At 72.2% G+C, this 23,700-nt stretch carries 16 protein-coding genes; 8 read left to right on the top strand and 8 right to left on the bottom strand.

Annotation, left to right across the window (positions count from 1 at the left end; translation table 11 throughout):
* Window positions 1–38 precede the first annotated feature (38 nt).
* From G9272_RS07605 to G9272_RS07590, 4 genes are all read right to left on the bottom strand, one after another.
* A complete protein-coding gene (locus G9272_RS07605) occupies window positions 39–737 on the bottom strand; it encodes a LuxR C-terminal-related transcriptional regulator (RefSeq protein ID WP_171395824.1) in 699 nt (232 codons plus the stop codon).
* Between the two features lie 242 nt (window positions 738–979).
* Window positions 980–2,353, bottom strand: coding sequence for a D-alanyl-D-alanine carboxypeptidase/D-alanyl-D-alanine endopeptidase (gene dacB, locus G9272_RS07600; protein WP_171395823.1), 1,374 nt, complete (start codon window positions 2,351–2,353; stop codon window positions 980–982).
* 146 nt (window positions 2,354–2,499) lie between these two features.
* The gene (locus tag G9272_RS07595) at window positions 2,500–4,083 is read right to left on the bottom strand and encodes a hypothetical protein (protein WP_171395822.1); all 1,584 of its coding nucleotides are present in this window, start codon (window positions 4,081–4,083) and stop codon (window positions 2,500–2,502) included.
* Between the two features lie 211 nt (window positions 4,084–4,294).
* Complete coding sequence (locus G9272_RS07590) at window positions 4,295–4,816, bottom strand: hypothetical protein (protein WP_253267752.1); 522 nt, start codon at window positions 4,814–4,816, stop codon at window positions 4,295–4,297.
* A gap of 337 nt (window positions 4,817–5,153) precedes the next feature.
* Here G9272_RS07590 and G9272_RS07585 point away from each other — a divergent pair, with 337 nt between their 5' ends.
* Complete coding sequence (locus G9272_RS07585) at window positions 5,154–5,447, top strand: DUF6355 family natural product biosynthesis protein (RefSeq protein ID WP_253267751.1); 294 nt, start codon at window positions 5,154–5,156, stop codon at window positions 5,445–5,447.
* 96 nt (window positions 5,448–5,543) lie between these two features.
* Here the strand turns inward: G9272_RS07585 and G9272_RS07580 are convergent, their stop codons facing one another.
* Window positions 5,544–6,404, bottom strand: a complete 861-nt coding sequence (locus G9272_RS07580) for an alpha/beta fold hydrolase (protein WP_171395821.1) — start codon at window positions 6,402–6,404, stop codon at window positions 5,544–5,546.
* 209 nt (window positions 6,405–6,613) lie between these two features.
* On the opposite strand from G9272_RS07580, the gene G9272_RS07575 reads away from it, so the two are divergent.
* The 5 genes from G9272_RS07575 to G9272_RS07545 all read left to right on the top strand — a co-directional run bounded on the left by G9272_RS07575 (window position 6,614) and on the right by G9272_RS07545 (window position 15,562).
* Window positions 6,614–9,538, top strand: coding sequence for an AfsR/SARP family transcriptional regulator (locus G9272_RS07575; protein ID WP_171395820.1), 2,925 nt, complete (start codon window positions 6,614–6,616; stop codon window positions 9,536–9,538).
* Window positions 9,539–9,589: 51 nt separating this feature from the next.
* A complete protein-coding gene (locus G9272_RS45200; protein WP_253268183.1) occupies window positions 9,590–12,583 on the top strand; it encodes an AfsR/SARP family transcriptional regulator in 2,994 nt (997 codons plus the stop codon).
* Between the two features lie 93 nt (window positions 12,584–12,676).
* On the top strand, window positions 12,677–13,648 hold the full coding sequence (locus G9272_RS07555; RefSeq protein ID WP_171395819.1) for a helix-turn-helix domain-containing protein: 972 nt from the start codon (window positions 12,677–12,679) through the stop codon (window positions 13,646–13,648).
* A 211-nt stretch (window positions 13,649–13,859) separates the two neighbouring features.
* A complete protein-coding gene (locus tag G9272_RS07550; protein ID WP_171395818.1) occupies window positions 13,860–14,828 on the top strand; it encodes an alpha/beta hydrolase in 969 nt (322 codons plus the stop codon).
* A gap of 20 nt (window positions 14,829–14,848) precedes the next feature.
* Window positions 14,849–15,562 (top strand): alpha/beta fold hydrolase, encoded by a 714-nt coding sequence (locus tag G9272_RS07545; protein ID WP_171395817.1) that lies wholly within the window; start codon window positions 14,849–14,851, stop codon window positions 15,560–15,562.
* A gap of 55 nt (window positions 15,563–15,617) precedes the next feature.
* On the opposite strand, the gene G9272_RS07540 is transcribed toward G9272_RS07545, so the two are convergent.
* Entirely contained in the window at window positions 15,618–16,559 is a 942-nt protein-coding gene (locus G9272_RS07540) for a DUF1731 domain-containing protein (RefSeq protein ID WP_171395816.1), read from the bottom strand.
* Between the two features lie 73 nt (window positions 16,560–16,632).
* Window positions 16,633–18,624: a flavin monoamine oxidase family protein gene (locus G9272_RS07535; RefSeq protein WP_171395815.1), complete on the bottom strand. Its 1,992-nt coding sequence runs from the start codon at window positions 18,622–18,624 to the stop codon at window positions 16,633–16,635.
* Between the two features lie 321 nt (window positions 18,625–18,945).
* Here G9272_RS07535 and G9272_RS07530 point away from each other — a divergent pair, with 321 nt between their 5' ends.
* Entirely contained in the window at window positions 18,946–21,000 is a 2,055-nt protein-coding gene (locus G9272_RS07530) for a galactose-binding domain-containing protein (protein WP_171395814.1), read from the top strand.
* A 23-nt stretch (window positions 21,001–21,023) separates the two neighbouring features.
* The gene (locus tag G9272_RS07525) at window positions 21,024–21,644 is read left to right on the top strand and encodes a TetR/AcrR family transcriptional regulator (RefSeq protein ID WP_171395813.1); all 621 of its coding nucleotides are present in this window, start codon (window positions 21,024–21,026) and stop codon (window positions 21,642–21,644) included.
* Here G9272_RS07525 and G9272_RS07520 read toward each other — a convergent pair.
* Window positions 21,625–23,691: a SpoIIE family protein phosphatase gene (locus G9272_RS07520; protein ID WP_171395812.1), complete on the bottom strand. Its 2,067-nt coding sequence runs from the start codon at window positions 23,689–23,691 to the stop codon at window positions 21,625–21,627. The genes G9272_RS07525 and G9272_RS07520 overlap by 20 nt on opposite strands.
* Between the last annotated feature and the right edge of the window lie 9 nt (window positions 23,692–23,700).

Raw genomic sequence — 23,700 nt, 5'->3', positions numbered from 1 at the left:
GCGGGGCGCGGAGCTCCGGGGGAGCGGGGCGGCCGTCGTCAGGCCGCCGGGCGCACCAGGCCGTACTCGTAGGCGAAGGCGACCGCCTGGACCCGGGCGCGGCCGCCGATCTTGGCGAGGATGTGGCTGACGTGGGACTTCACGGTGGTCGGGGCGATGGACAGCCGTGCGGCGATCTCCGCGTTGGACCAGCCGGAGGCGACGGCGACGAGGACGTCGCGTTCGCGCTCGGTGAAGGTGTCGAGCCCTACCGCCCGCTCGCCGGGGCGCGGGGCGCGCTCATGGCGGACGGTGTCGATGAGCGCGCGGGTCAGCTCGGGGGTGATGACGGCGTCTCCGGCGGCCACGACGCGGATGGCCGCGGTCAGTTCGTGGGGTGTGGCGTCCTTCAGGAGGAATCCGCCGGCGCCGGCGCGCAGGGCGGCGTAGGCGTACCCCTCGTGACCGGTGGAGGTCAGTACCAGGATCCGCGGCGGCTGCCCGCCCGGTCCGACGGGGCCGGGGAGTGCGGTGAGGCGCGGCGGGTGGGCGATGCGGCGGATGGTCTCGATGTCGTCCGTCTCGGGGCGGTGGCCGCCGAGCAGGACGACGTCGGGACGGAGCGCGGCGCTCATCCGGACCGCTTCGGCCCCGCTCGCCGTGTCGCCCACGACGGTCAGGTCGGGCTCGGCGGTCAGCAGCATGCGCAGGCCGACGCGTTGAAGGGACTGGTCGTTGACGATGAGTACGGAGGCCATGGCTGTGTTCTCCATGCGAGTGGGGACGTACGCCTCTCATGAACGAAACGGTTTCGTTCACTTGCTCGCCAGACTAGCCCTCGAGGTCATCGAAACGGAGGCGTTTTCTTGTGGTGTGGGTCACACCCGACCGGGTGGCCGGGCTGAGTGACCGGGCTGAGTGACCGGGCCGGGCGGTGGGGCTGGGACGCGAAAGGACCGGCCCCGTAGGTGCCGGCCCTTTCTTCGTGCGGGGGTCTGCGCTACGCCCAGCAGCCGTTCACGGTGGCCGCGAGGCCGTCCATGGCGTCCTTGATGTCGTTCGGGTTGGCCGTGGAGTTGTTCTCGATGAACGAGAAGACCTTCCACTTGCCGTCCTTGCCCTGCGTCAGACCGCTCAGGGCGATGGCTCCGGTGAGGGTGCCGGTCTTCGCGTGCACCTTGCCGACCGCGCACTTGGAGTTCACGTCGTCGAAGCGGCCCCATTCCGGACCGAGCGTGCTGCCGGCCTCACCGGATACGGGCAATCCGTCGAGGATGGAGCCCAGGGTCCGGGAGTAACGGGATTCCGTCAGCAGTTCGAGGATTTCCGCGAGCGTGGCGGCCGGAATGCGGTTGGCCCGCGAAAGGCCGCTTCCGTCATGGATCTCGAAGTTGTCGAGGGAAACGCCGTACCGAACACTCAGCACCTGGCGCACGACTTCCGTGCCGCCCTCGAAGGTGGCCGGGCGGCCCGCGCCGAGTGCGGTCATCCGCAGCAGGGTCTCGGCGATGTTGTTGTCGCTGACCTTGATCATCTTGTGGACGATCTCCGACAGCGGTGCCGACTGGTGCCGTGCCACCGGGACGTCGCCCGGGCTCGCCTCGGCGCGGGTGACGGCGCCGTCGACGGTGACCCCGGCCGCCGTGAGCTGCTGGGCGAAGACCTGCCCGGCGTCGATCGAGGTGTCCTGGACTCCGTGCCCGTCGACGACCAGTGCGCGCACCGGGGCGACGGAGTCGGGGTAGTAGCCGGTGTTCCAGCCGTTGGCCAGGGTCGGTTCGCCGAAGAGGCTGTCGTCCACGGCGACCTTCACCGACGTCAGTCCCGCCGCCTTGAGCCCGGCGACCGCGGTCTTCGCCAGTTCGGCGAGGTCGGCGCTGGTCAGCGTACGGTCGCCGCCCCCGACCACGGTCAGGGTGCCGTTGCCGTAGACGACCCTCGTGGTGAACTTGTGGTTCGGGCCGAGCACCGTCAGGGCGGCGGTCGCCGTGGCGAGCTTGGTGTTGGACGCCGGCATCAGCGCGGTGGCCCCGTTGTGGTCCCACAGGGTGGCGTCCGACTCGGAGTCCAGGACCACACCGCTGACCTCGGACCCCAGCCGCTGATCGAGGACACGGGTCTCCAGATTGGCGACCATCTGCTGGTCGTCCGCGTCGAGCGTCCCGCCCGCCGCCGTGTCCTTGGCCGTCGTGCCGATGCCCTTTTCGGCGGCGAACGCCGAGGGGCCCGCCAGGGCCGCCGAGGTGACGGGCAGGGCCAGTGCGAGCACGATCGCCCGCCGGACGCCGATACTGCTCTGCTTGGCCTTGCGGTGCCGGCGTCGACCGCCCGGGGCAAAGGAATGCACGGGTGTTTCCGCCGTTATGTCGTTCATGGAGTATCTCAAGGCTTTCGTGTGGGGGCCCTGCGCGAGAGATTTCCGGCGCACCTTATCACCCGTCACATGCGACCCACAGGTGACAAAGTGCGCGACTGACAACCTTTCAGCGGGCGGAAATCCTCCGTGTTTTCACACGGAATTCAGAGGCCCGTCCCCAGGCTCTGCGTCGTGTAGGCGCACTCCGTGTAGATGTAGCCGGACTCGAGCTTGGCGGTGTCCGAGGCAGGCGTGGCGGAGCTGTCGCCGTTCGGCTTGTGCAGGAAGTACGTGGTGCCGACCGGCAGGCTGATGGTGCGCTGCGGATAGTTCTTGCCGCTGTCGTTGCACGGCTCGAACGACGGGTTGATGGTGCTGCCGAAGGAGTACGCCTTGCAGCTCCCACAGGCCTTGAGGGTGAAACTGCCGGTGACCGGACCCGTGAAGAGGACCGTGACCGCGTCGGGGCTGTCGTTCTGCACGGTGACCGAGATGCTGCCGCCGGTACGGGTCGTCGGCAGCTTCTTGCCCGCGGCCGGCACGGTCTGGGCGATCTCCGCCGCTATGGCGATCTTCTTCGCCAGGCCGGCGTTCTTGGCGGTCTTGTGGGCGGAGGCGTACTCGGTCATGGTCGTCTGCGCCGACTCGAAGTCGCCGTCCCGGTACTGGTCCACGCCGCAGGTGTACGTGCCGGTGTCCGCGCTGCCCGTGGCCCGTCGGCTGTCCTTGTCGAGGGCGGCGCCGATGTCCGCCTGCCCGGCCTCCAGACCGTCGATCTGGGAGCCGAGCGTGCGCAGCCGCTGGACCGCGGAGCAGGGTTCGGCCCCGTGCAGGTCCTTCTCCGTGCGGACGACGGCGGCGGCCACGGCGGGTTCGACCTTCGCGGCCTGCTCCGACTCGGGGAAGGTGGTCAGCAGTTCCCCGTACTGCGACGCCCAGTTGGCCTCGCCCGCCGTGAGCGCCGTCGACGCGCACTCGTACAGCGAGGTGGCCAGTCGGTCGTCGGGCCAGGTCTTCAGTGCCCCGAGGTCCGTCCCGGGCAGGCTCTTCGGGACCGTGCGCAGATACTTCAGCGGCTCCACCGCCTCGCAGTAGTCGCCCTGCGCGTACGCGGCTCCGACCGTCGTGTAGTAGGTCTTCATCCGTGCTGGCACCCGCTCGGCCGCCCGGGAACCGGGGTGGTCGGACCTGAGGTCCGCGTAGACGCCCAGCGCCTTGCGGTAGTCGGCCTGGGCCGAGTCGAAGGGCTTGTCACCGGCCGCCTGCACCAGCTGGTCGGCTTCGTCGAGCCGGTCGAGAAGCATCTGCTCGGTCGCTTCGTCCCGTGCGCTGTCGTACAGCACGACACCCCCGGCCGGCACGACGAGCAGGAGCAGTCCGAGCCCGAGCGCGAGCGGCGCCCGCCGGAGTCCCGACAGCTGGGTGCGCAGGCCCACGCGCGCACCGTCCGCCGCCACCGCGACGAGGAACAGGACGTACAGGACGAGGGCGATGCCCGGGACACCGTCCGGGTCGGCCGGCAGCGCCACGAACAGCAGGACGGCGGTGGCGATCCAGCACAGCGCCATCAGGGCCCAGCGGCGCACCAACGCGTAACCCAGGCCCAGACCACTGAGGTTGAGCACGGCCACCGCGACGGCCCGAGCGCCGTCCGCCGGCGCCGGCGGCGGGGCCGACGGCATGGGCGGGACGTAGTAGAAGGTGTTGTGGTCGGTGTCGTTGTATCTGCCGTACTGGTCCCCCGACATGGCGGCTCCCCCCGGTCAACTGCGCCCGCACGTCTTCGATTTGTCAGTGTACGGGCGAAGAGGACGGGCCGACAGGGGCGTTGTGGTTCCTGCATACGATCCCGGCCGGGAGCGGCTCGGCCGAAGAGGGCCGGTTCGGCGGAAAAGCGGGCCGGGCCGCCACAGGGGGCATGTGTGGCGGCCGCGGCTTCGCTATCGCGTCAGGCATGGGTCAGGCCACACCCCCCACCGTCTTCTTGCGGCGCAGGGCGTAGAGGCCGGTGCCGGCGACGGCGAGGACGCCGAGTCCGGCCGCGGTCGCCGAGGGGGTGGCGAGGGCGCCGCCGCCGGTGTGGACGCCGCCGCTGGGCTTGTCGTGCTCCTTGCTCCAGCCGCCGGACTCCTCTTCCTTCCCGCCGTTCCAGGAGTCCTTGCCGTGCTCGTCCTTGTCCTTGTACGTCTCGGGGTCGTACTTGGGGTCCTTGGCCGCGCTGTGGTCGCCGCTGTCGCTCACCGAGGCGAGGGCGCCGCCGCCGGTGTGGATGCCGCCGTGCGGGGAGTCGTGGTCCTCCTTGCCGTGCTCCTCCTTGCCGTGCTCCTCCTTGTCGTGCTCCTTGCTGTACGAGGAGCTGTCCTCCTTGCTCCAGGACGAGTCGTCGTGGTCCGTGTCACCGGCGGCGTAGGCGCCGGAGGCGCCGATGGCGAGGGCGGCCGAAGCCGCCGCGGTGGCCAGGATCATGCGAGCTGAACGCATCTGATGGTCCTTCCGTCACGACCGGGCAGCCGACACCTCGTCAGCTGATACGACCCGGCCTGACGTGATCCACCGTCAGTCAGCGAGCCCCGCTCCACCACTCAAGGCGCTCACCCGGGTGAAACAGCCCGCCATCCCGGGGACCCCGCCCCGGCTAGTCGTCCTTCCGGGGGCGACCACTCCAACGGAGTAGCGGCGAAACGATTCGCGGGGTGAACGGGGCCCGTCGTCCGATCATCTCCGAGGGGTGCGCACGATCCTGATGCAGGCCTTCGGTCCCTCGGCGGACCTGGGCTTTTGCCTCTACCGACCCCCATTTCCGGCAAGGAGTTCTGCTGTGCGTGTTCGTCGTACGGTGCTCAGCACCCTCGGTTCCGTCGCTCTCGTCCTCACCTCTCTCGGTGCGCTGACCGCCGCCACCGCGAGCCCCGCGGCCGCGGACCCGTGCGGCTTCTACGAGACCGGTTCCGACGCCTTCTACAACCACTGCACGTCGGACGGTTCACGCGTGGTCATCAAGGTCGACGTGGCCTGGGCGGCCGACTACGAGCGGTGCGTCGGCCCCGGCATCTCGTGGCTGGGCTCCGCCGCGAAGATCCAGGGCGCCCACTACACCGGCCACACCTGCTGACGAGCGGTCACTCACTCCACGCTTCTCGGGGTCCGGGGCGAATTCGTCCCGGACCCCGGGTGTCTGTCCGCCGGCTCGGTGCGGGCCGGTGCGCCGTCACCGGGCCGGTCGGTCCAGGACCGTCAGCAGGTGATCGGCGAACTCCTTCGGGGACTCGACGGCTCCGAGGTGGCCGCCCGGGAACTCGACGAGTCCGGATCCCAGAACCTCCGCGAGGCGCGCGGCCGGTCCGTACAACGGGAGTTGGCGGCGGGAGTCGCGCCCGGCGGCCGGCACCAGCTTGTGGGCCACGGGCCGGAGCGCCGCGAGGTCGGGCACGGCCGAGGAGAACGGGCGGAGGACGCGGCCCAGGAAGACGGGCAGGTTGGTGTGCATCCGGACGGCCATCTCCCGGATCTCGGGCGGCAGTTCCGTCGGCTGCGTGGGCGCCTGCCGGGTCGATCCGTCCGCCAGTCCCTCGCCGAGCCGGGCCATGGCGGCGTCGGCGCCCTCGGTGTGGAAGGTCTCGCGTACCTCGGCGAACAGCGCTCGATGCGGGGCGGGATCCTCCAGAAGCTCCAGCAACGGCGGTTCGTGCGCGACCACCCGGCGCAGCCGCTCCGGGTGCCGGGCGAGCAGGTCCACCGCGACGACGGCACCGGAGCTGCAACCGAGGACGACCGCCTCCTCGTCGGGGGAGAGCAGTGCGAGCAACCGGTGGGCGTCGTCGCTCCAGACCGACACCTGTTCGTCGGCGCGGGGAGCGTCCGCCGGGCCGTCGAGAGGGCTGCGGGACAGGCCACGGGGGTCGTACGAGACGACCGTGTAGCGGGTGGCCAGTTCCGGCGCCATGCCCGCGTACAGTCCGGCGTCCCCGGCGCCGCCGGGGATGAGCAGCAGGACCGGTCCGCTGCCGAGCGTCTCGTAGTGGAGGGTGGCGCCGGGCACTGCCAGGGTGCCGGTCCGGGGCGGGTTCATGGCTTGCTCCAGTAGGTCGTCCGTGCGGTCGAGGACCCTCGTGCCCTCGACCCGCTTCCTAGTATCCCTAGGTTTCAACCTAGCTCAACTAGCTTTTCGGTCCGGCAGCCGTCTCTGAACAGCCGGAACACGCCATGCGTAACTCTGGGTAACCTCTCTCCTGTCGTACAGTCGAAGTCGGGGGAGGAAGACCGGAGGGAGGGGATGGCGTGCCGCTGGAGCCGGTGCGGTTCACGGTTCTGGGAGCCGTTCGGGTGTTTCGGGGGGACACGGAACTGCAGCTCGGTGGACCACAGGAACGTGCCTTCCTGGCCCTGCTGCTGGCCGGAGCGGGCCGGCCGGTCGCCGTGGGCGAGATCGTCGACGCCCTGTGGGGAGCTGCTCCGCCGCGCAGCGCGGTCAATGTCGTCCGGCGCCATGTGGGTTCGCTGCGCCGACTGCTGGAGCCCGGCCTCGCCGCCCGCGCGGAGGGACACTGGCTGGTACGGGACGCCGGTGGATACCGGCTGGTGACCGACGGTGACTCCTCGGACCTGCTGAGGTTTCGCGCACTGCGCGAGGAAGGGCGCCGGATCGCGGACCGGTCACCCGCGCAGGCGGTCGAACTCCTCACCGAGGCGCTGTCGCTGTGGCGCGGGCCGCTCGCCGTCGGCATTCCCGCGCAGGCCCGTGCGCACCCGGCGTTCGACGCGGTGGACCGTGAGCTGCCGGCCGCCGTGCGGCAGGCCGCGGACGCCGCGCTGCGCGCCGGGAGGCCGGACGCGGTCCTGCCCGAGCTGCGACAGGCCGCCGCGCGGCACCCGTTGGACGAACCCCTCCAGGCGGGACTGCTCCTCACGCTGGCTGCGGCCGGCCACCGCTCGGAGGCGCTGGCCGCGTACGAGGCCGTACGGGCGCGGCTGGCCGAGGAACTGGGGATCGACCCCGGAGCTGAACTGCGCGACGCGCGCGACACGGTTCTGCACGGGGTGCGGGGAGCGGAGGTGGGGCCGTCCGGTGCGTCGAGCGCGGTGTCCGACGGTGCGGGCACCGACGGTTCCGCCGCGCATGCACCTGCGCCGAGTCCGTCGTCCGCTCTTCCGGCGCCCGCTTTTCCGCCGCCTGCCCAACTGCCGCACGGCATCGCGGCGTTCACCGGTCGAGACGTCGAGCTCGACGAGGCGTTCGCGCTGTCCGGTGCGGACGGGTCGGGGCCCGGGACCGTGGTGATCAGTGCCATCGGCGGTATGGCGGGCGTCGGCAAGACCACGCTCGCGGTGCACTGGGCCCACCGGGTCGCCGACCGGTTCCCCGACGGGCAGCTCTACGTCAACCTGCGCGGTTTCGACCCGTCCGGCGCCGTCCTGGACCCGGGGGAGGCCGTCCGGGGGTTCCTCGACGCGCTCGGTGTGCCGCCGGACCGCGTCCCGCACGGGGTCGACGCGCAGGCCGCCCTCTACCGCAGCGTGCTCGCCGGCCGCCGGATCCTCGTCGTGCTGGACAACGCGCGTGACACCGAGCAGGTGCGGCCGCTGCTGCCCGGCTCGCCCGGCTGCCTCACCATCGTCACCAGCCGCGACGAACTGCCGGGGCTCGTCGCCGCCCACGGCGCCCACTCCCTCGTCCTGCGCCCGTTCGACGCCGTCCAGGCGCGGGCCTTCCTGGTCCGCCGGCTGGGCGCGGAACGGGTCGCGGCCGAGCCCCGGGCGGCCGACGAGATCAGCGGACTGTGCGCCGGACTGCCCCTGGCCCTCGCCTGTGTCGCCGCCCGCGCCGCCGGGCATCCCCACTTCCCGCTCGCCGCCGTCGCCGCCGAACTGCGCGAGGCCCACGGCAGCCTCGACGCCTTCGCCCGCTCCGACGCCTCCGTGGACGTCGGCACGGTCTTCTCCTGGTCCTCGCGCGCGGTCTCGGCGGAAGCCGCCCGGCTGTTCCGGTTGCTCGCGCTGCACCCCGGCCCCGACCTCTCCCTGCCGGCCGCGGCCGCCCTGGCGGGCCTGCCCGTACGCCGGGCCCGACCGCTGCTGGCCGAGCTGACCGGTCTGCACCTCGTCACCGAACACAGTCCCGGCCGCTACGCATTCCACGACCTTCTTCGCGCCCACGCCGGCGAACTCGTCCACGAGCGGCACACCGAGGCCGACCGCGCGGCGGCCCTGAACCGGCTGCACCACCACTACCTGCACACCGCCCACGCCGCGGACCGGCTGCTGGCCCCCAACGCCGACCCGCTGCCCCCGCCGCCCGCGCCCGAGGGCGTCCACCCCGAACCCCTCGCCGACGACGACCGTGCCCTGGCCTGGCTCACCGCCGAACACGCGGTGCTGCTCGCCGTGGTCGAGACGGCCGCCGCGTCGGGGCAGCCGGTGCAGGAACGTCTCGCCTGTCAACTGGCCTGGTCCCTGGAGCCGTTCTTCGACCGGCGCGGTCACTGGCACGACGGGCTCGCCGTGCAGCGCACCGCGCTCGACGCGGCCCGACGGCTCGCCGATCCCGCGCTCGAGGCCCGCGGCCTGCGTGGACTGGCCCGGGTGGAGGGCCGGCTCGGTCTGCATTCCCGAGCCGTTCCCCGACTGGAGCGGGCCCTGGAGCTCTTCACCGCGCTGGGCGACGACACGGGCCGTGCCCACACCCACCGCAGTCTCGGCTGGGAGTGCGACCAGCAGGGCGACCTGCCCGGCGCCCTGCGGCACAACCAGTTCGCCCTCGGCCTGTTCCGTACGCTCGGCGACCGCGCCGCACAGGCCAGCGTGCTGAACTCGGTCGGCTGGTACCACGCTCAGCTCGGGGAGTACCGGCATGCCCTGACCCACTGCTTCGAGGCCCTCACCATGCTCCAGCAACTCGGGGACCGCTACGGGCAGGCCGCCACCTGGGACAGCATCGCCTACGCCCATCACCATCTCGGCCGTCACCCGCACGCGCTCCTCGGCTACCGCAACGCGCTCGCTCTGCTGCGCGACCTGGGCGTGCCCTACGTCGAGGCCGACATCCTCGTCCGGGTCGGCGACACCCACCTCGCCACCGGCGACCACGACGGTGCCCGCACCGCGTGGCAGCAGGCTCTGATCCTCCTCAGGGGCCTGAACCACCCCGACGCCGAGCGGGTCGAGGCACTGCTGAACGCACGGGACGGTCACGCCGGTGCCGTCTGACGCCCGGCTCCGGCTCGATCACGCGGCCGGACGACACCCTTGGGCGACGTGATGCGGTTCGAGGTGCTGGGGCCGGTACGGGTGTGGCGGGAGGAACGGGAGCTCGATCCCGGCTTCCCCCAGCAACGCGCCCTGCTCGCCCTGCTCCTGGCGCACGCGGGCCGGCCCGTGCCCACGAGCGGGATCGTCGACGTGCTGTGGGCCGAGCGGCCGCCCGCCAGCGCGCTGAACGTGGTGCGGCGTTACGTCGGCGCGGTGCGGCGGCTGCTCGAACCGGGGTTGCCGCCCCGCGCCCCCGGCCGGCGTCTGCTGCGCCGTACCGGCGGATACGTCCTGGAGGCGGCGACCGACGAGGTCGACCTGCTGCGCTTTCGTGAGCTGACCCGGCAGGGCAAGCGGGCGGCGGCCACCGGACGGCCCGAGACGGCGGCCCGGCAGTTCGTCCTGGCGCTGGGGGAGTGGCGTGGGCCGGTGGCGATGGGGATCCCGGCGTCCGCGCGCGAACACGTCCAGTTCACGGCCGTGCAACGGGAACTCCTCGAGACGGCCCGGCTGGCGGCCGACTCGGCGCTGCTGTGCGGCCACGCCGAGCAGGCGCTGCCCGCCCTGCGCCGGGCCACCGCGCACGACCCCCTCGACGAGTCGCTGCACGCCAGGCTGGTGCTGGTCCTGGCCGCCTGCGGACTCCAGGCGGAGGCGCTGGGGGCGTACGAGGACGTCCGCCGACGCCTCGCCCGCGAACTGGGCCTCACCCCGGGCACCGAACTGGCGGCGGCCCACACGCGCGTACTGCGCCAGGACCTCGGACACCGCCTCAGGCGCGGGCCCGCCGTACACCTCGGCCGACCGATCGGAACCACGAGAACCACCCCCACCCCAGCCCCCACGCCCCCGCCCCCGACCGAGCCCCCCACCCCGGGACCAGCGGCCCCTGACCTCGCCACCCCCGAACGGACCACTCGCGGAGGGCCCGGCATCGGGGGGCCTGGCCCCGGAGGACTCGGCCCCGGAGCGCCCGGCGTCGGAGCGCCTGGCGTCGGAGCGCCTGGCGTCGGGGGGTCCGCCACACGGGCGCCTGGCGTCGGGGGGTCCGCCACACGGGCACCTGGCACCGGGGCGCCCGCCACAGTGGCACCGGGCACCGGTGCGCCTGGCGTCGGGGCGCCCGCCACAGTGGCACCGGGCATCGGAGCGCCTGGCACCGGAGCGCCCGCCACAGTGGCACCGGGCATCGGAGCGCCTGGCACCGGAGCGCCCGCCACAGTGGCACCGGGCACCGGAGCGCCTGGCACCGGAGCGCCTGGCACCGGAGCGCCTGGCACCGGAACTCCCGGCATCGGAGCGCCTGGCACCGGAGCGCCTGGCACCGGAACTCCCGGCATCGGAACTCCCGGCACCGGTGCGCCTGGCACCGGGGGGCCGGGCATCGGAGCTCCCGGTGCAGAGGCCCCCGGCACCGGGACTCCCGGTCCGGAGGGTTCCGGCGTCGGCACTGTCGCCTCGGGGTGTGCCGCTTCCGGGTCGACCCGGGCGGGGGCTGTCGCTCCGGGAGGCGCCGCTGCCGAGGCAGGTGCGTCCGGGGCTGCCGCCTCGGGGCTCTCCGCGTCCGGGGCTGCCGCCTCGGGGCTCTCCGCGTCCGGGGCTGCCGCTCCGGGGCTCTCCGCGTCCCACCTCACCGACTGCGGGGCTCCTGCTCCTGCGGACGCCGGCTCCGGTCCCACCACCCAGGACCTTGCCGCCCAGAGCCTCGCCGCCCAGGACCTTGCCACCCAGGACCCCACGGCCCAGAGCCTCGCCGCCCAGAGCCTCGCCGCCCAGGACCTTGCCGCCCAGAGCCTCGCCGCCCAGGGTGGCCCTACGGCCCAGGGCCCCACCGGGCAAGGCCCCACCGCGCAAGGCCCCAGTGCCCTGCGTCCTGTCGATCCGGGGCCTACGACAGTCAGTTCCGCCGGCAACAGGGCTGCTGTCTCCGGGCTTGTCACTCCCGTTGAGGGGGGCGGCCTCGGCCGTATGAACGACGCCCCAGCCGGGCGGGGCGTCGTGGGGTTCGTGCGGCCCGCTCAGTTGCCGTCGGCTCTGCCCTCCTTTGTGGGGCGGGTGGCCGAGTCGGACTGGTTGGAGAGGGCGGCCGGCTCGGCGGCGGGGATCGTGTTGGTCGGTGGGATGGCCGGGATCGGCAAGAGCACCCTCGCGCTGCACTGGGCGCACCGGGCCACCGACCGGTTCCCGGACGGGCAGTTGTACATGGCGTTGCGTGGCTCCGATCCGGCCCGGCCCGCCGTGGAGCCGGCCGACGCGCTGCGCGGGATGCTCGCGGCGCTCGGCGTGCCCGCGCCCCGCATGCCGGACGGGGTGGACGCCCTGACCGGCATGTACCGCACCCTCCTCGCACGTCGGCGCGTCCTCGTGGTCCTCGACGACGCCGCCGGCACCGGACAGCTGAGCCCGCTGCTGCCCACCGGGCCGGGCTGTCTGGCGCTGGTCACCAGCCGCCACGCCCTGCCCGGCCTCGTCGCGTCGGGAGCGCGGCCGCTCCGCCTCGCACCGCCGTCCCCCGAGGACGCGTACGCGTTGCTGGCCGGGCGGATCGGTGCCGAGCGGGTGGCCGCCGAACCCCGGGCCGCCGACGAGATCGTCGCCCGGTGCGGCCGGTTGCCCCTGGCGCTGGCCACCGTCGCCGCGCGCGCCGTCAGCCGACGGGACTTCCCGCTCGCCGCGGTGGCCGCCGCACTGCGCGAGGCGCACGGCAGTCTCGACGCCCTCGCCGCCACCCGCGAGGCCTTCCTGGGTTCCTATCGGCTCCTGACGCCGGACAGCGCGCGGCTGTTCCGGCTCCTGCCCCGGCACGAGGGACCCGACATCACCCCGGCCGGGGCCGCCGCGCTCGCCGGGCTGCCGGTCCGTCGAGCCCGGCTGCTGCTCGGCGTACTCGCCGACGCCCACCTCCTCACCGAACCCGCGCCGGGCCGCTACACCCTCCATGACCTGCTGCGGGTCTTCGCCACCGAACGCGCCGCGGCGGAGGGCCGGCCACGCGGCCGGTGAAGGCGCTGTCACTTCGTTGTCACTCTTTTTGCACATCCGCCGGATTACCGTCCGGGCGACGTGATGAACGGTCCTCGGAGGCTACGGCGGAAGATGCCCACTACCAGCACCAGTACCTGTGACAGCGCCCGCACCCTCGACCCGCCCGTGGATCGGACACCCCTGGGTGTCGAGATCACGACCGGCGAGGAGACGCCCGCCCGGCTGCCGGGCGAGGCGTCGCCGCACCCTGCGCACCGGCTGCTCGCCCGTGACGGCGGCGAGTACCTCTTCGTCGGCCTGCGGGGCGGCGCTCGGCCCGACACCGCTGCCCCCGCTCCCGCCGCCGCCCATGAGCCGCTCGAGGCCCTCGACCTGCGGCTGACGCCCGGGGACGTCTGCTTCTACGACGTCCACCGCGCGCCCGCTCTCGACTTCCGCGAGCCGTTCCGGGCGACGACGTTCCTCGTCCCGGCCGACCTGCTCGGCCTGGCGGAGTCCGACGTACGGCGGATCGCGCGGACACCGGTCGCCCGCGCCTCCCGGCTCGGCACCCTGCTGTCGCCGCTGTTGTCGGACCTGGCCCGCGCCACGGCCGAGGCCCGCCCTCCGGTCGGCGAGATGCTCGCCTGGAACGCGGTGAACCTGCTGGCCACCCTCGCCGCCGAGCAGTTGGGCACAGCGGTACCCGGAACACGCGGTACGCCCGAGGGGTTGGGCACACCCGGCGCGCATTCCCCGGTGCTGGGGCGCGTCCTGGAGTACGTCGAACTGCACCTGACCGACCCGGACCTGTCCCCGGAGGTCATCGCGCGCGCCCACCACATCTCCGTGCGCTATCTGCACAAGCTGTTCAAGGACGAGGGCACCACCGTGGGCCGGTGGATTCTGCGCCGCCGTCTCGAGGAGTGCCGACGCGACCTGATGCGGTACGGCCGCGGAGGCCGGACCATCGCGGCCGTGGCCGCCCGGTGGGGTTTCCTGAGCGCCACGCACTTCAGCCGGGTCTTCCGGTCGGCCTACGGCATGTCCCCGCGCGAATGGCGGGACACCGCGGGGCGTGGCGCGCGGAGTGGTCAGCGCTGAATGCGGCCGTAATTCCCGGCTGTTCACCGGGAGGACCGGAATCCTCCTCTCGAATTCCCCCTCGTGGTAGGAGGAATTCCGTGCCCGCCACTCACGCGGCCTCTGTGCACTGTGAGCACAGCGTCGGTGCACGGGTGGACAAATTCCGTCCGCCCGGCGGTTTTAGCGTGAAGGAGTAAGACCACGCACATCGAATGCAGCAGGAGATGCCATGCCCGACGTCGTCGAGCCGGTCACACCGGTGCTCGAACCCGAGGCCGCGGCGTTCGCCGAGGCGACCGCCAACCCGCCGTATCTCTTCGACCTGCCGCCGGCGGAGGGGCGCAAGGCCGTCGACGAGGTCCAGTCCGGTGAGATCCACAAGCCCGCGGTCGACGAGGAGTGGATCACCGTCTCCGGCGGTCCCACGGGCAGCGTCCGTGCCCGGATCGTCAAGCCGGCCGGGGCCGAGGGCACCCTGCCGGTGATCCTCTACATCCACGGCGCGGGCTGGGTGTTCGGCAACGCCCACACCCACGACCGGCTGGTGCGCGAGCTCGCCGTCGGCGCCGAGGCCGCGGTCGTCTTCCCCGAGTACGACCTCTCGCCCGAGGCCCGCTACCCGGTCGCCATCGAGCAGAACTTCGCGGTCGCCCGGTGGATCGTCGAGGAGGGCGCGTCCAAGGGGCTGGACGGCGGCCGGCTGGCCGTCGCCGGTGACTCCGTCGGCGGCAACATGACCGCCGCCCTCACTCTGATGGCCAAGGAGCGCGGCGGCGTCCCACTGGTCCATCAGGTGCTCTTCTACCCGGTCACCGACGCGAGCTTCGACACCGGCTCCTACCACCAGTTCGCGGAGGGCTACTTCCTGCGCCGCGACGGCATGCAGTGGTTCTGGGACCAGTACACGACCGACGAGGCCGAGCGCGCCCAGATCACCGCGTCCCCGCTGCGCGCCACCACCGAGCAACTCGAGGACCTGCCCCCGGCCCTGGTCATCACCGGCGAGGCCGACGTGCTGCGCGACGAGGGCGAGGCGTACGCGAACAAGCTGCGCGCGGCCGGTGTCCCGGTCACCGCGGTGCGCTTCCAGGGCATCATCCACGACTTCGTGATGCTGAACGCGCTGCGCCCGACGTACGCCGCCGAGGCCGCCATCACGCTCGCCGTCGGCACCCTGCGCGACGCCCTGCACGTCTGACCTTCAGGAGACCTTTCCTCATGACCACCCCCACTGTCGTCCTGGTCCACGGAGCGTTCGCGGACGCGGCCAGCTGGTCCGGCGTCATCGCCGAACTCCAGGGCCACGGCGTCCCCGTGATCGCCCCGCCGAACCCGCTGCGCGGCCTCGCCTCCGACGCCGCGTACATCGCCTCCTTCGCCGCGCAGATCGACGGCCCCGTGATCCTCGTCGGTCACTCCTACGGCGGCGCCCTCATCACCGTGGCCGGCACCACGGAGAACGTCGTCGGCCTCGTCTACGTCGCCGCCTACGCGCTGGCGGAGGGCGAGAGCCTCGGCGAGCTCCAGGGCCGCTTCCCGCTCTCCACGCTGGTCAGCAACCTCAAGCAGTGGACGTACCCGGTACCGGGCGGCGACCCGGCCGTCGAGGTCACCATCGCCGAGGACGCCTTCCCGGCGGTGTTCGCCGCGGACCTGCCCGGGGGTGTCACCAAGATCCTGGCCGCGTCCCAGCGCCCGCTGGCCGCCGCCGCGTTCGAGGAGACCGCCGCCGCGGCCGCCTGGCAGACCAGGCCGTCCTGGGCGTTGATCGCCGGTGCGGACGAGGCCATCAACCCCGAGGTCGAGCGCTTCGGCGCCCAGCGGGCCGGGGCGACGATCGTCGAGATCGACGGCGCCTCGCACGCCGTCGCGGTGTCGCAGCCGAAGGCGGTCGCGGAACTGATCCTCGAGGCGGTCCGCGCGACGAGCTGACGCTCACCGAGAACAGCCGCGCGGACGTGACCCCTGTGCACGTCCGCGCGGCCCGTCAGCGGCCTCGCACCCGTCGTACGAGGTCGGCGGCGGCCCCCGGCCACTCGGGTCGGTCGAAGGCGAAGCCCGCGTCGAGCAGCCGGCCGGGGACCACGCGCCGGCTCTTGAGGAGCAGTTCGGTGTCCGAGCGCAGGGCGAAGGCGCCGAGTTCCGCCATCCACTTCGTCGCGGGCAGGCCCACCGGGACCCCCCACGCGCCGCGCAGCGCGCGCATGAACGCGCGGTGGGGGAGGGGGGCCGGGGCGGCCAGGTTCACCGCTCCGGCGAGGTCGTCCCGTCCGACGAGGAACTCGACCGCGCGGACGAAGTCGTGGTCGTGGATCCAGGACACGTACTGACGGCCGCCCGCGACCGGGCCGCCGAGGCCGAGCCGGGCGAGCCGCGACAGGACGTCGAACACCCCGCCCCGGTCCGGGCTCATCACCATCGCGGCCCGCAGGGCCACCTTGCGGGTGTGCGGGGTGTCGGCCATCTCCTGCTCCCGCTCCCAGGCGGTCGCGATGTCCACGCTGTAGCCCCAGTAGTCCGGGACGCCCGGTTCGGCTCCGCCGATCACGCCGGTGGCCTCGTCGTTGGGGGCGTCGAACCGGTGGGCGTAGACGGTGGCGGTGCTCATCTGGAGCCAGACCTTGGGGGGCCGCGCGGCGGCGGCGATCGCCTGACCCACGACCCGGGCCGAGTCCACCCGCGAGTCCATCATCGCCCGCAGGTTGTCCGGTGTGTAGCGGCAGCTGACGCTGCGGCCGGCCAGGTTGACCACGACGTCACCGCCGTCGATCACCTCGGCCCAGGGGCCGAGGGTGCGGCCGTCCCACAGGACCTCGCCGGGGCCCGTGGGCCGTCTGCTCAGCACCGCGACCTCGTGTCCGGCCGTGGTCAGCGCGCGGCGCAGCACGGTCCCCACCTGCCCGGTCCCGCCGGGTAGCACGATCCTCATGAGTAAGGCCCCCTCTTGTCAGAAGGGGACCCTACTACTTATTTGAACGCGTTCAAAACCTTCCGGATCGTCCCTACGCCCCGTGCGCCTCCAACGCGGCCCGGACCCCCGACTCCAGCGCGCCCTCGATCCACGACGGCTTGACCGAGGTGTGGTCGCCCGCGAAGAGCAGCGGTCCCTCGGCGGAGCGGATGGCGCTCAGCAGCTCCGTGTGCTGACCGGGCAGCAGGACGGACGCCTCCCCGTAGGCGTACGGGTCGCGCAGCCAGCTCTGGGTGCGGCCCGCTCCCGTGTAGAAGACCTCGACGCGCTGGCCGTAGACCTGCTGGAGCCCGCGCAGGGCGTGCGGGTAGCGCGCGTCGTCGTCGAGGGAGTCCCAGCGGGAGGCGTCGTCGGCCCAGCTGTAGGAGGCGAGGACGACACCGCCCGAGCTGCCGGCGACCGGGTGGGACGGATTGATCATGAACCGGTTGGAGTTGTCGGAGACCGAGCCGCCACCGATGATGTGCGCCGCCTCGGGCTGGTCACGGGTGGCCCACCGGTTGGCGGCGTAGTGCACACGCTGCCCCGCGCCGATGTGCCCCGGCGGCACGGACGGATGCCCGCCGAGCAGACTCCCGTCGGCCGGTGCCCTGCCCGCCCGGTAGTCCTCGTACAGCCCCGGCCGTACGGCGTCGAGTTCCCGCTTCCAGTCCGCCTCGGTGAACTCCCACCAGCGGCGGCTGAACTCCAGCAGCACCTTGGTCGCGCTGTCGTAGTGCAGCTCCGCGACGGACCGCCGTTTCCGGTACGACATCAGCGGGCTGATCTGCACCTGGCGCAGCCCCGAGAACGGCACCGTGACGATCGCGAGGTCGGCGGTGAACTGCTCGCGCACCACCTTGCCGCCGCGCCCCTCGGAGACGGTGTCGATCCACACGTGCGGCCCGTCGGCCCGCACGTGCGAGGTGTTGTCGTTGCCCTGCCGGTCCGGCGCCCAGTACTCGATGTGCGTCGCGCGCCGGTCGAGCCGGATGACGTCGGAGACCTCCTTCAGCAGGGCGTCCGGGAGCGTCGCCGTGCCGCCGACCAGCTCCCAGAACTCGGTGTCCGGGCTGATGAGCGAGGCGCTGATGAAGCTGTGGATGAAGGACAGCGGCAGCCGGGAGGTGAGGTTCTCCAGCGTGCCGACCAGGTCGAGGGTCCGCTCGTCGAGGCCCGCCTCCTCGGTCAGGAACCGGTACATCGACCAGTCCCCGAACCGCTGCACGACCCGCGCCCAGCCCTGCACCCGTTCCGGCAGCGGCTTGTTCACCCGTTTGCCGTCGGCGCCCCGGGTGCTGAACTCGTCGCGTACCGGGTCCAGGGCCTCGCGCAGGATGGTCGCGGACGGGGTGTCCCAGTACTTCCGGGGCACCCCGAAGGACCGGTTGACCTTGCGCGGAGACTTGGCGTACGCGGAGCGGCGTACCCGGACGCCGTTGACGTGCAGCCAGGCGTTGTTGAGGGGCTTGCCGTCCGCGTCGACGTCCACGAGATGGAACCGGCGTTTCTCGACGCCCAGTTGACGGATCAGATTCATCACCAGCGGGTGGCTGCCGGGGATCCGCATGGCGCCCGCCTCCGCGTACTGGCGTGCGTCGGCGAAGGCCTGCGCCGCGTGCTCGTGTCCGCCGGTACGGAACGTCTTGATACGGCCGCCGACCCGGTTGCCGTTGGCCTCCACGAGCGTGACGCGGTGCCCGGCCCGCTTCAGCAGCCAGGCGGCCACCAGCCCGGCGGGCCCGGCGCCGATCACGAGGACCTTCTTCCCGGTCCCGGTCCTGGCACGGGGCAGTCCGCCGGCGAGGACCTTCTCGTACCGGGGCACGAGCGGCCGGTCGTGCTCGTCCACCACCAGCAGCGCTCGCGCCACGGCGAGGCAAGTGGCCCAGTCCGCGGTCGACTTGGGCGGACAGGCGGGCTGCTGGGGGAGGGCCGCGGCCGGTGCGGCGACCGTGAGCGCGGCGGCGGTCGTCGCGGTGGCCGCGGCGAACCGTCGGCGGGTGAGTCGAACGGGGTCTACAGAAGCGGGAGAATTGTCCATACGCCCTGGATAGGGGCAGAGCGCAGGTGTGCAGGCGCGCTTCCGCGGATCACCACCTGAACGTGTAAGCGCGCCGGCGGGGGAGTGCTCCCGCGACGCTTCCGGCGCAACTGAAAGGCGGGTGTGGGAAGTTTGCGCCGCGCATCGGCCGCGCATCGGGTCACGGCCTATCAGGTCAAGCGTCCCGGACTCTTGACTCGGTAGGGCATCTGTCGCGATCCTCGTCGCACTATCTTGCGTCGGTCATGACAATCTCATGGGCAGTCAAAGAGCCCTCGTCGACCGCGCCTTCCCGCCGACCGAGGGACGTGGGCTGTGACCATGACCGGACGCCCGTACCGCAGACGCCGAGATGTCACCGTCGTCTCCCTGCTCCTCCTCGTGCTCGCCACGGTCCTCGGCCCCACCCCGAGCTCGGCGGCCGGCGCGGACTGGTGGACCCCGACGGCCAGGCCGGCCCCCGACTCCCAGGTCAATGTGACCGGCGAGCCGTTCACCGGCACCGACTCGGCGGGCGATGTGCGCGGGTTCGTCGACGCGCACAACCACCTGTTCTCCAACGAGGCCTTCGGCGGCCGGCTCATCTGCGGCAAGGTGTTCTCCGAAGCCGGGGTCGCCGACGCGCTCAAGGACTGTCCCGAGCACTACCCCGACGGCACGCTCGCGCTCTTCGACTACATCACCCACGGCGGCGACGGCAAGCACGACCCGGTCGGCTGGCCGACCTTCAAGGACTGGCCGGCCTACGACTCGATGACCCATCAGGCGAACTACTACGCCTGGGTCGAGCGGGCCTGGCGCGGCGGACAGCGGGTGCTGGTCAACGACCTCGTCACCAACGGCATGATCTGCTCCATCTACCCGTTCAAGGACCGCAGTTGTGACGAGATGACGTCGATCCGCCTCCAGGCGAAGCTGACGTACGACCTCCAGGCCTACATCGACAAGATGTACGGCGGCACCGGCAAGGGCTGGTTCCGGATCGTCCTGGACAGCGCGCAGGCGCGTGAGGTCATCAAGCAGGGCAAGCTGGCGGTCGTCCTGGGCGTCGAGACCTCCGAACCGTTCGGCTGCAAGCAGATCTTCGACATCGCGCAGTGCAGCCAGGCCGACGTCGACAAGGGGCTGGACGAGCTGTACGCGCTGGGCGTGCGCAGCATGTTCCTGTGCCACAAGTTCGACAACGCGCTGTGCGGCGTCCGCTTCGACGAGGGCGGCCTCGGCACGGCCATCAACGTCGGCCAGTTCCTGTCCACCGGCACGTTCTGGCAGACCGAGAAGTGCACCGGACCGCAGCACGACAACCCGATCGGCACCGCCGCCTCCGAGGCGGAGGCGGACCTGCCGGCGGGCACGGAGGTCCCCTCGTACGACGCCGACGCCCAGTGCAACACCCGTGGGCTCACCGCCCTGGGCGAGTACGCCGTGCGCGGCATGATGAAGCGCAAGATGATGCTCGAGATCGACCACATGAGCGTCAAGGCCACCGGGCAGGCGCTCGACATCTTCGAGGCCGCGAACTACCCCGGCGTGCTGTCCTCGCACAGCTGGATGGACATCGACTGGACCGAGCGGGTCTACTCCCTCGGCGGCTTCGTCGCCCAGTACATGCACGGCTCCGAGGCGTTCGGCGCCGAGGCCGAGCGCACCGACGCACTGCGTGACAAGTACGACGTCGGCTACGGCTACGGCACCGACTTCAACGGCATCGGCGACCACCCCGCCCCGCGCGGAGCCGACGCCGCGAACAAGGTCACGTACCCCTTCAGGAGCGTCGACGGCGGCTCCGTCATCGACAGGCAGACCGTCGGCACCCGCACCTTCGACTACAACACCGACGGCGGCGCCGACGTGGGCCTGGTCCCCGACTGGATCGAGGACATCCGGCTCGTCGCAGGCCAGGACGTGGTGGACGACCTCTTCCGGGGCGCCGAGTCCTACCTCGGCACCTGGGGCTCGACCGAGCAGCACCAGGCCTCGGTGAACCTCGCCAAGGGCCGTACCGCCACGGCGAGTTCGTCCGAGTCCAACCCGTTCACCAGCTACCAGCCCGGTCGGGCCGTGGACGGCGACGACGCCAGCCGCTGGGCCGGTGACTGGAGCGACGACCAGTGGTGGCAGGTCGACCTGGGCTCCACCAACCTGGTCTCCCGCGTCACCCTCGACTGGGAGCGCGCGTACGGAAAGTCGTACCGCGTCGAACTCTCCACCGACGGCACCACCTGGACGACCGCCTGGTCCACCACCTCCGGCGACGGCGGCCTGGACACGGCCAGGTTCACCGGCACCCCCGCCCGCTACGTCCGGGTGCACGGCCTGGACCGGGGCACGGATTGGGGATACTCGCTGTACGAAGTGGGCGTCCACAGCGCCTAGCGGGCCGTCACGGGGGGTCACACATGGCACGGATGCCGTCGGCGCAGCGGCGCCGACAGCTGACGGAAGCGGCGATCAGAGCGATGGCCCGGGACGGCGTCCCCAAGACGACCACCCGGTCCATCGCCGCCGAGGCCGGGGTGTCCCTGAGCGTCTTCCACTACTGCTTCGACTCCAAGCAGGCCCTCGTCGAGTCCGTCATCACGACGCTCACCGACCACTCGGTGAGCGTCGTGAGGGACGCGCTACGGCCCAGGGCCACCCTCGAGGAGACCGTCCGGGCGGGCTTCCAGGCCTACTGGGACCACGTCCGTGCCCACCCCGACGAGCACATGCTCACCTACGAACTCACCCAGTACGCCCTGCGCGAGCCGGGATTCGAGCAACTGGCCCGGCGGCAGTACGAGATGTACGGTGACGCCTACACGGAACTCATCGAGCAGCTCCGCAGCGGCATGGACCTCCGGCTGCGCGTCCCCGTCCCCGTCCTGGCCCGCTATCTGGCCGCCATGACCGACGGTCTGACCCTCAACTACCTCGTGCTCGGCGACGCGGCCGCCTGGACCGACATCCTCGACACGGTCACCGCCCACATCGCGGGGCTGGTCATGGCCGACGCGCCCGCTACAGGGTCCGGGCGATGAGCAGAGCGACGTCGTCGTGGTCGTCGGGGTGGCGCAGGCCGTACAGCAGCAGGTCGCAGATCTCCTCGAGGGGACGGCCGGGCTCGTCGAGGAAGCTGAGCAGGACGGCCAGACGGTCGTCGATGGGGTGAAGGCGGGTCTCCACGAGGCCGTCCGTGTACAGGACCAGCAGATCGCCGGGGGCGAGTTCGACCGTGGTGGTCTCGAAGGGGACGCCGCCGACGCCGAGCGGGGCTCCGGGCGGCAGCTCCAGCAGCGTCGGATCATGGCCGGGACCGGCCAGCGCGGGCGGCATATGGCCCGCGTTGGCGATGCGGCACTGCCTGGTACGCGGGTCGTACACCGCGTACAGGCAGGTCACGATGTAGTGCTCCAGGTCGCAGGTGATCTTGTCCAGGTGTCGCAGCACGTCGCCGGGCTCGAGGTCGAGGTCGGCGTAGGCACAGGTCGCGGTGCGCAGCCGGCCCATGGTGGCGGCGGCGTCGATGCCGTTGCCCATGACGTCCCCGACGACCAGCGCGGTCTTGTCGTCGGTCAGCGGGATGACGTCGTACCAGTCGCCGCCGACCTCGCTGGTCGCCTGGGCGGGCTGGTAGCGGGAGGCGAGTTCGAGACCGGTCTGGTGGGGCGCGTGGTCGGGCAGCAGACTGCGCTGGAGGGTGAGGGCGGTGTTGCGCACGCTCTGGAACCAGCGCGCGTTGTCGATGGCCACGGCGGCGCGGCCGGCCAGCTCACTGGCCAGGATGACGTCGTCCTCGTCGAACGGCAGCGGGTTGCGGGTGCGTTTGAGGTCGAGGGCGCCGAGCACCTCTCCGTGGGCGATCAACGGCACGGCGAGGTACGAGTGGACCCCGGCCCGGGCCAGCAGCGCACCGGCCTCGGCGTCCCGGGCGATCCGGGGGATGTCCTGCTCGCCGACGTGCCGCACCAGGACCGGCCGGCCGGTGTGCACGCACAGGGTGACCAGACGGTCACCCTCATAGGCCGCGACGTCACCCGGCGGGTCGGCGGCGCGCAGCGCCACGGTGGGGTGGGCCGCCTTCAGCGCGAGGGCGCGGAACAGCTCCGGGCCGTTGTCCGGGCGGCGCGAGCGGCGGCAGGCCAGGGCGGAGTCCAGGATGTCCACGGCGACCACGTCGGCGAGCTGCGGGACGGCGATCTCGGCCAGTTCGTGGGCGGTCCGGTCCACCTCCAGTGAGGTGCCGACCCGGGTGGAGGCCTCGGCGATGAGGGCGAGGCGCCGCCGGGCCCGGTCGGCCTCCGCGGCGGCGCGGTGCCGTTCGGTGACGTCGACGACCGAGGCGGCCGCGCCCAGCACCCGCCCGCCCGGGTCCTCCAGCCGGTAGAAGGAGAGGGACCAGGCGTGTTCGTGGTCGGGGTCGGTCGGCGGGCGGCCCACGTGGTACTGGTCGAGCAGCGGCGTACCGGTGGTGAGCACCTGCCGCAGGGCGGACTCGATGGTGTCGACGTCGGGAAGGGGCATCGCATCCCTGAGACGACGGCCGACATGGTCCTCGGCGGGGATGCCGTCGATGCGTTCGAGCGCCGGGTTGACCAGGAGATAGCACAGGTCCGGGTCCAGGAGGGCCAGACCGATCGGCGACTGGTTGATCAGCCGTTCGCACAGCGCCAGATCGGTCTCGACGCGCTGGAGCAGATTGTGGTCGGCGGCGATGCCCAGGGCGTAGACGTCCCCGAGATCGTCCTGAAGCCGCATGTTGCGGAACTCCATCAGCCGGCTGCTGCCGTCCTTGTGCCGGATGGGGAAGGCACCGGCCCAGCTCCGGCCGGTCTCCAGCACCTCCGCGAACAGCTTCACCACGGACTGGAGGTGCTCGGGGTGGATCAACAGCCGCGCCGCGTACTTGCCGAGGGCCTCCTCCGCGGTGTAGCCGAAGAGGTCCTCGGCCTGAGGGGTCCAGAACACGATGCGTCCGTCGATGTCGATGACCATCGCGGACACGCTCAGCACGTCCAGCAGACCGGTGCGCGCGGGGGACTCGGGGCGGTACGCGTCCCCGCCCGACCGGATGGGTTCGGCTGTCATCGCGGAGCC

The sequence above is a fragment of the Streptomyces asoensis genome (assembly GCF_013085465.1).
Lineage (GTDB): Bacteria > Actinomycetota > Actinomycetes > Streptomycetales > Streptomycetaceae > Streptomyces > Streptomyces cacaoi_A.
This window is presented reverse-complemented; position numbering and strand designations above follow the sequence as displayed.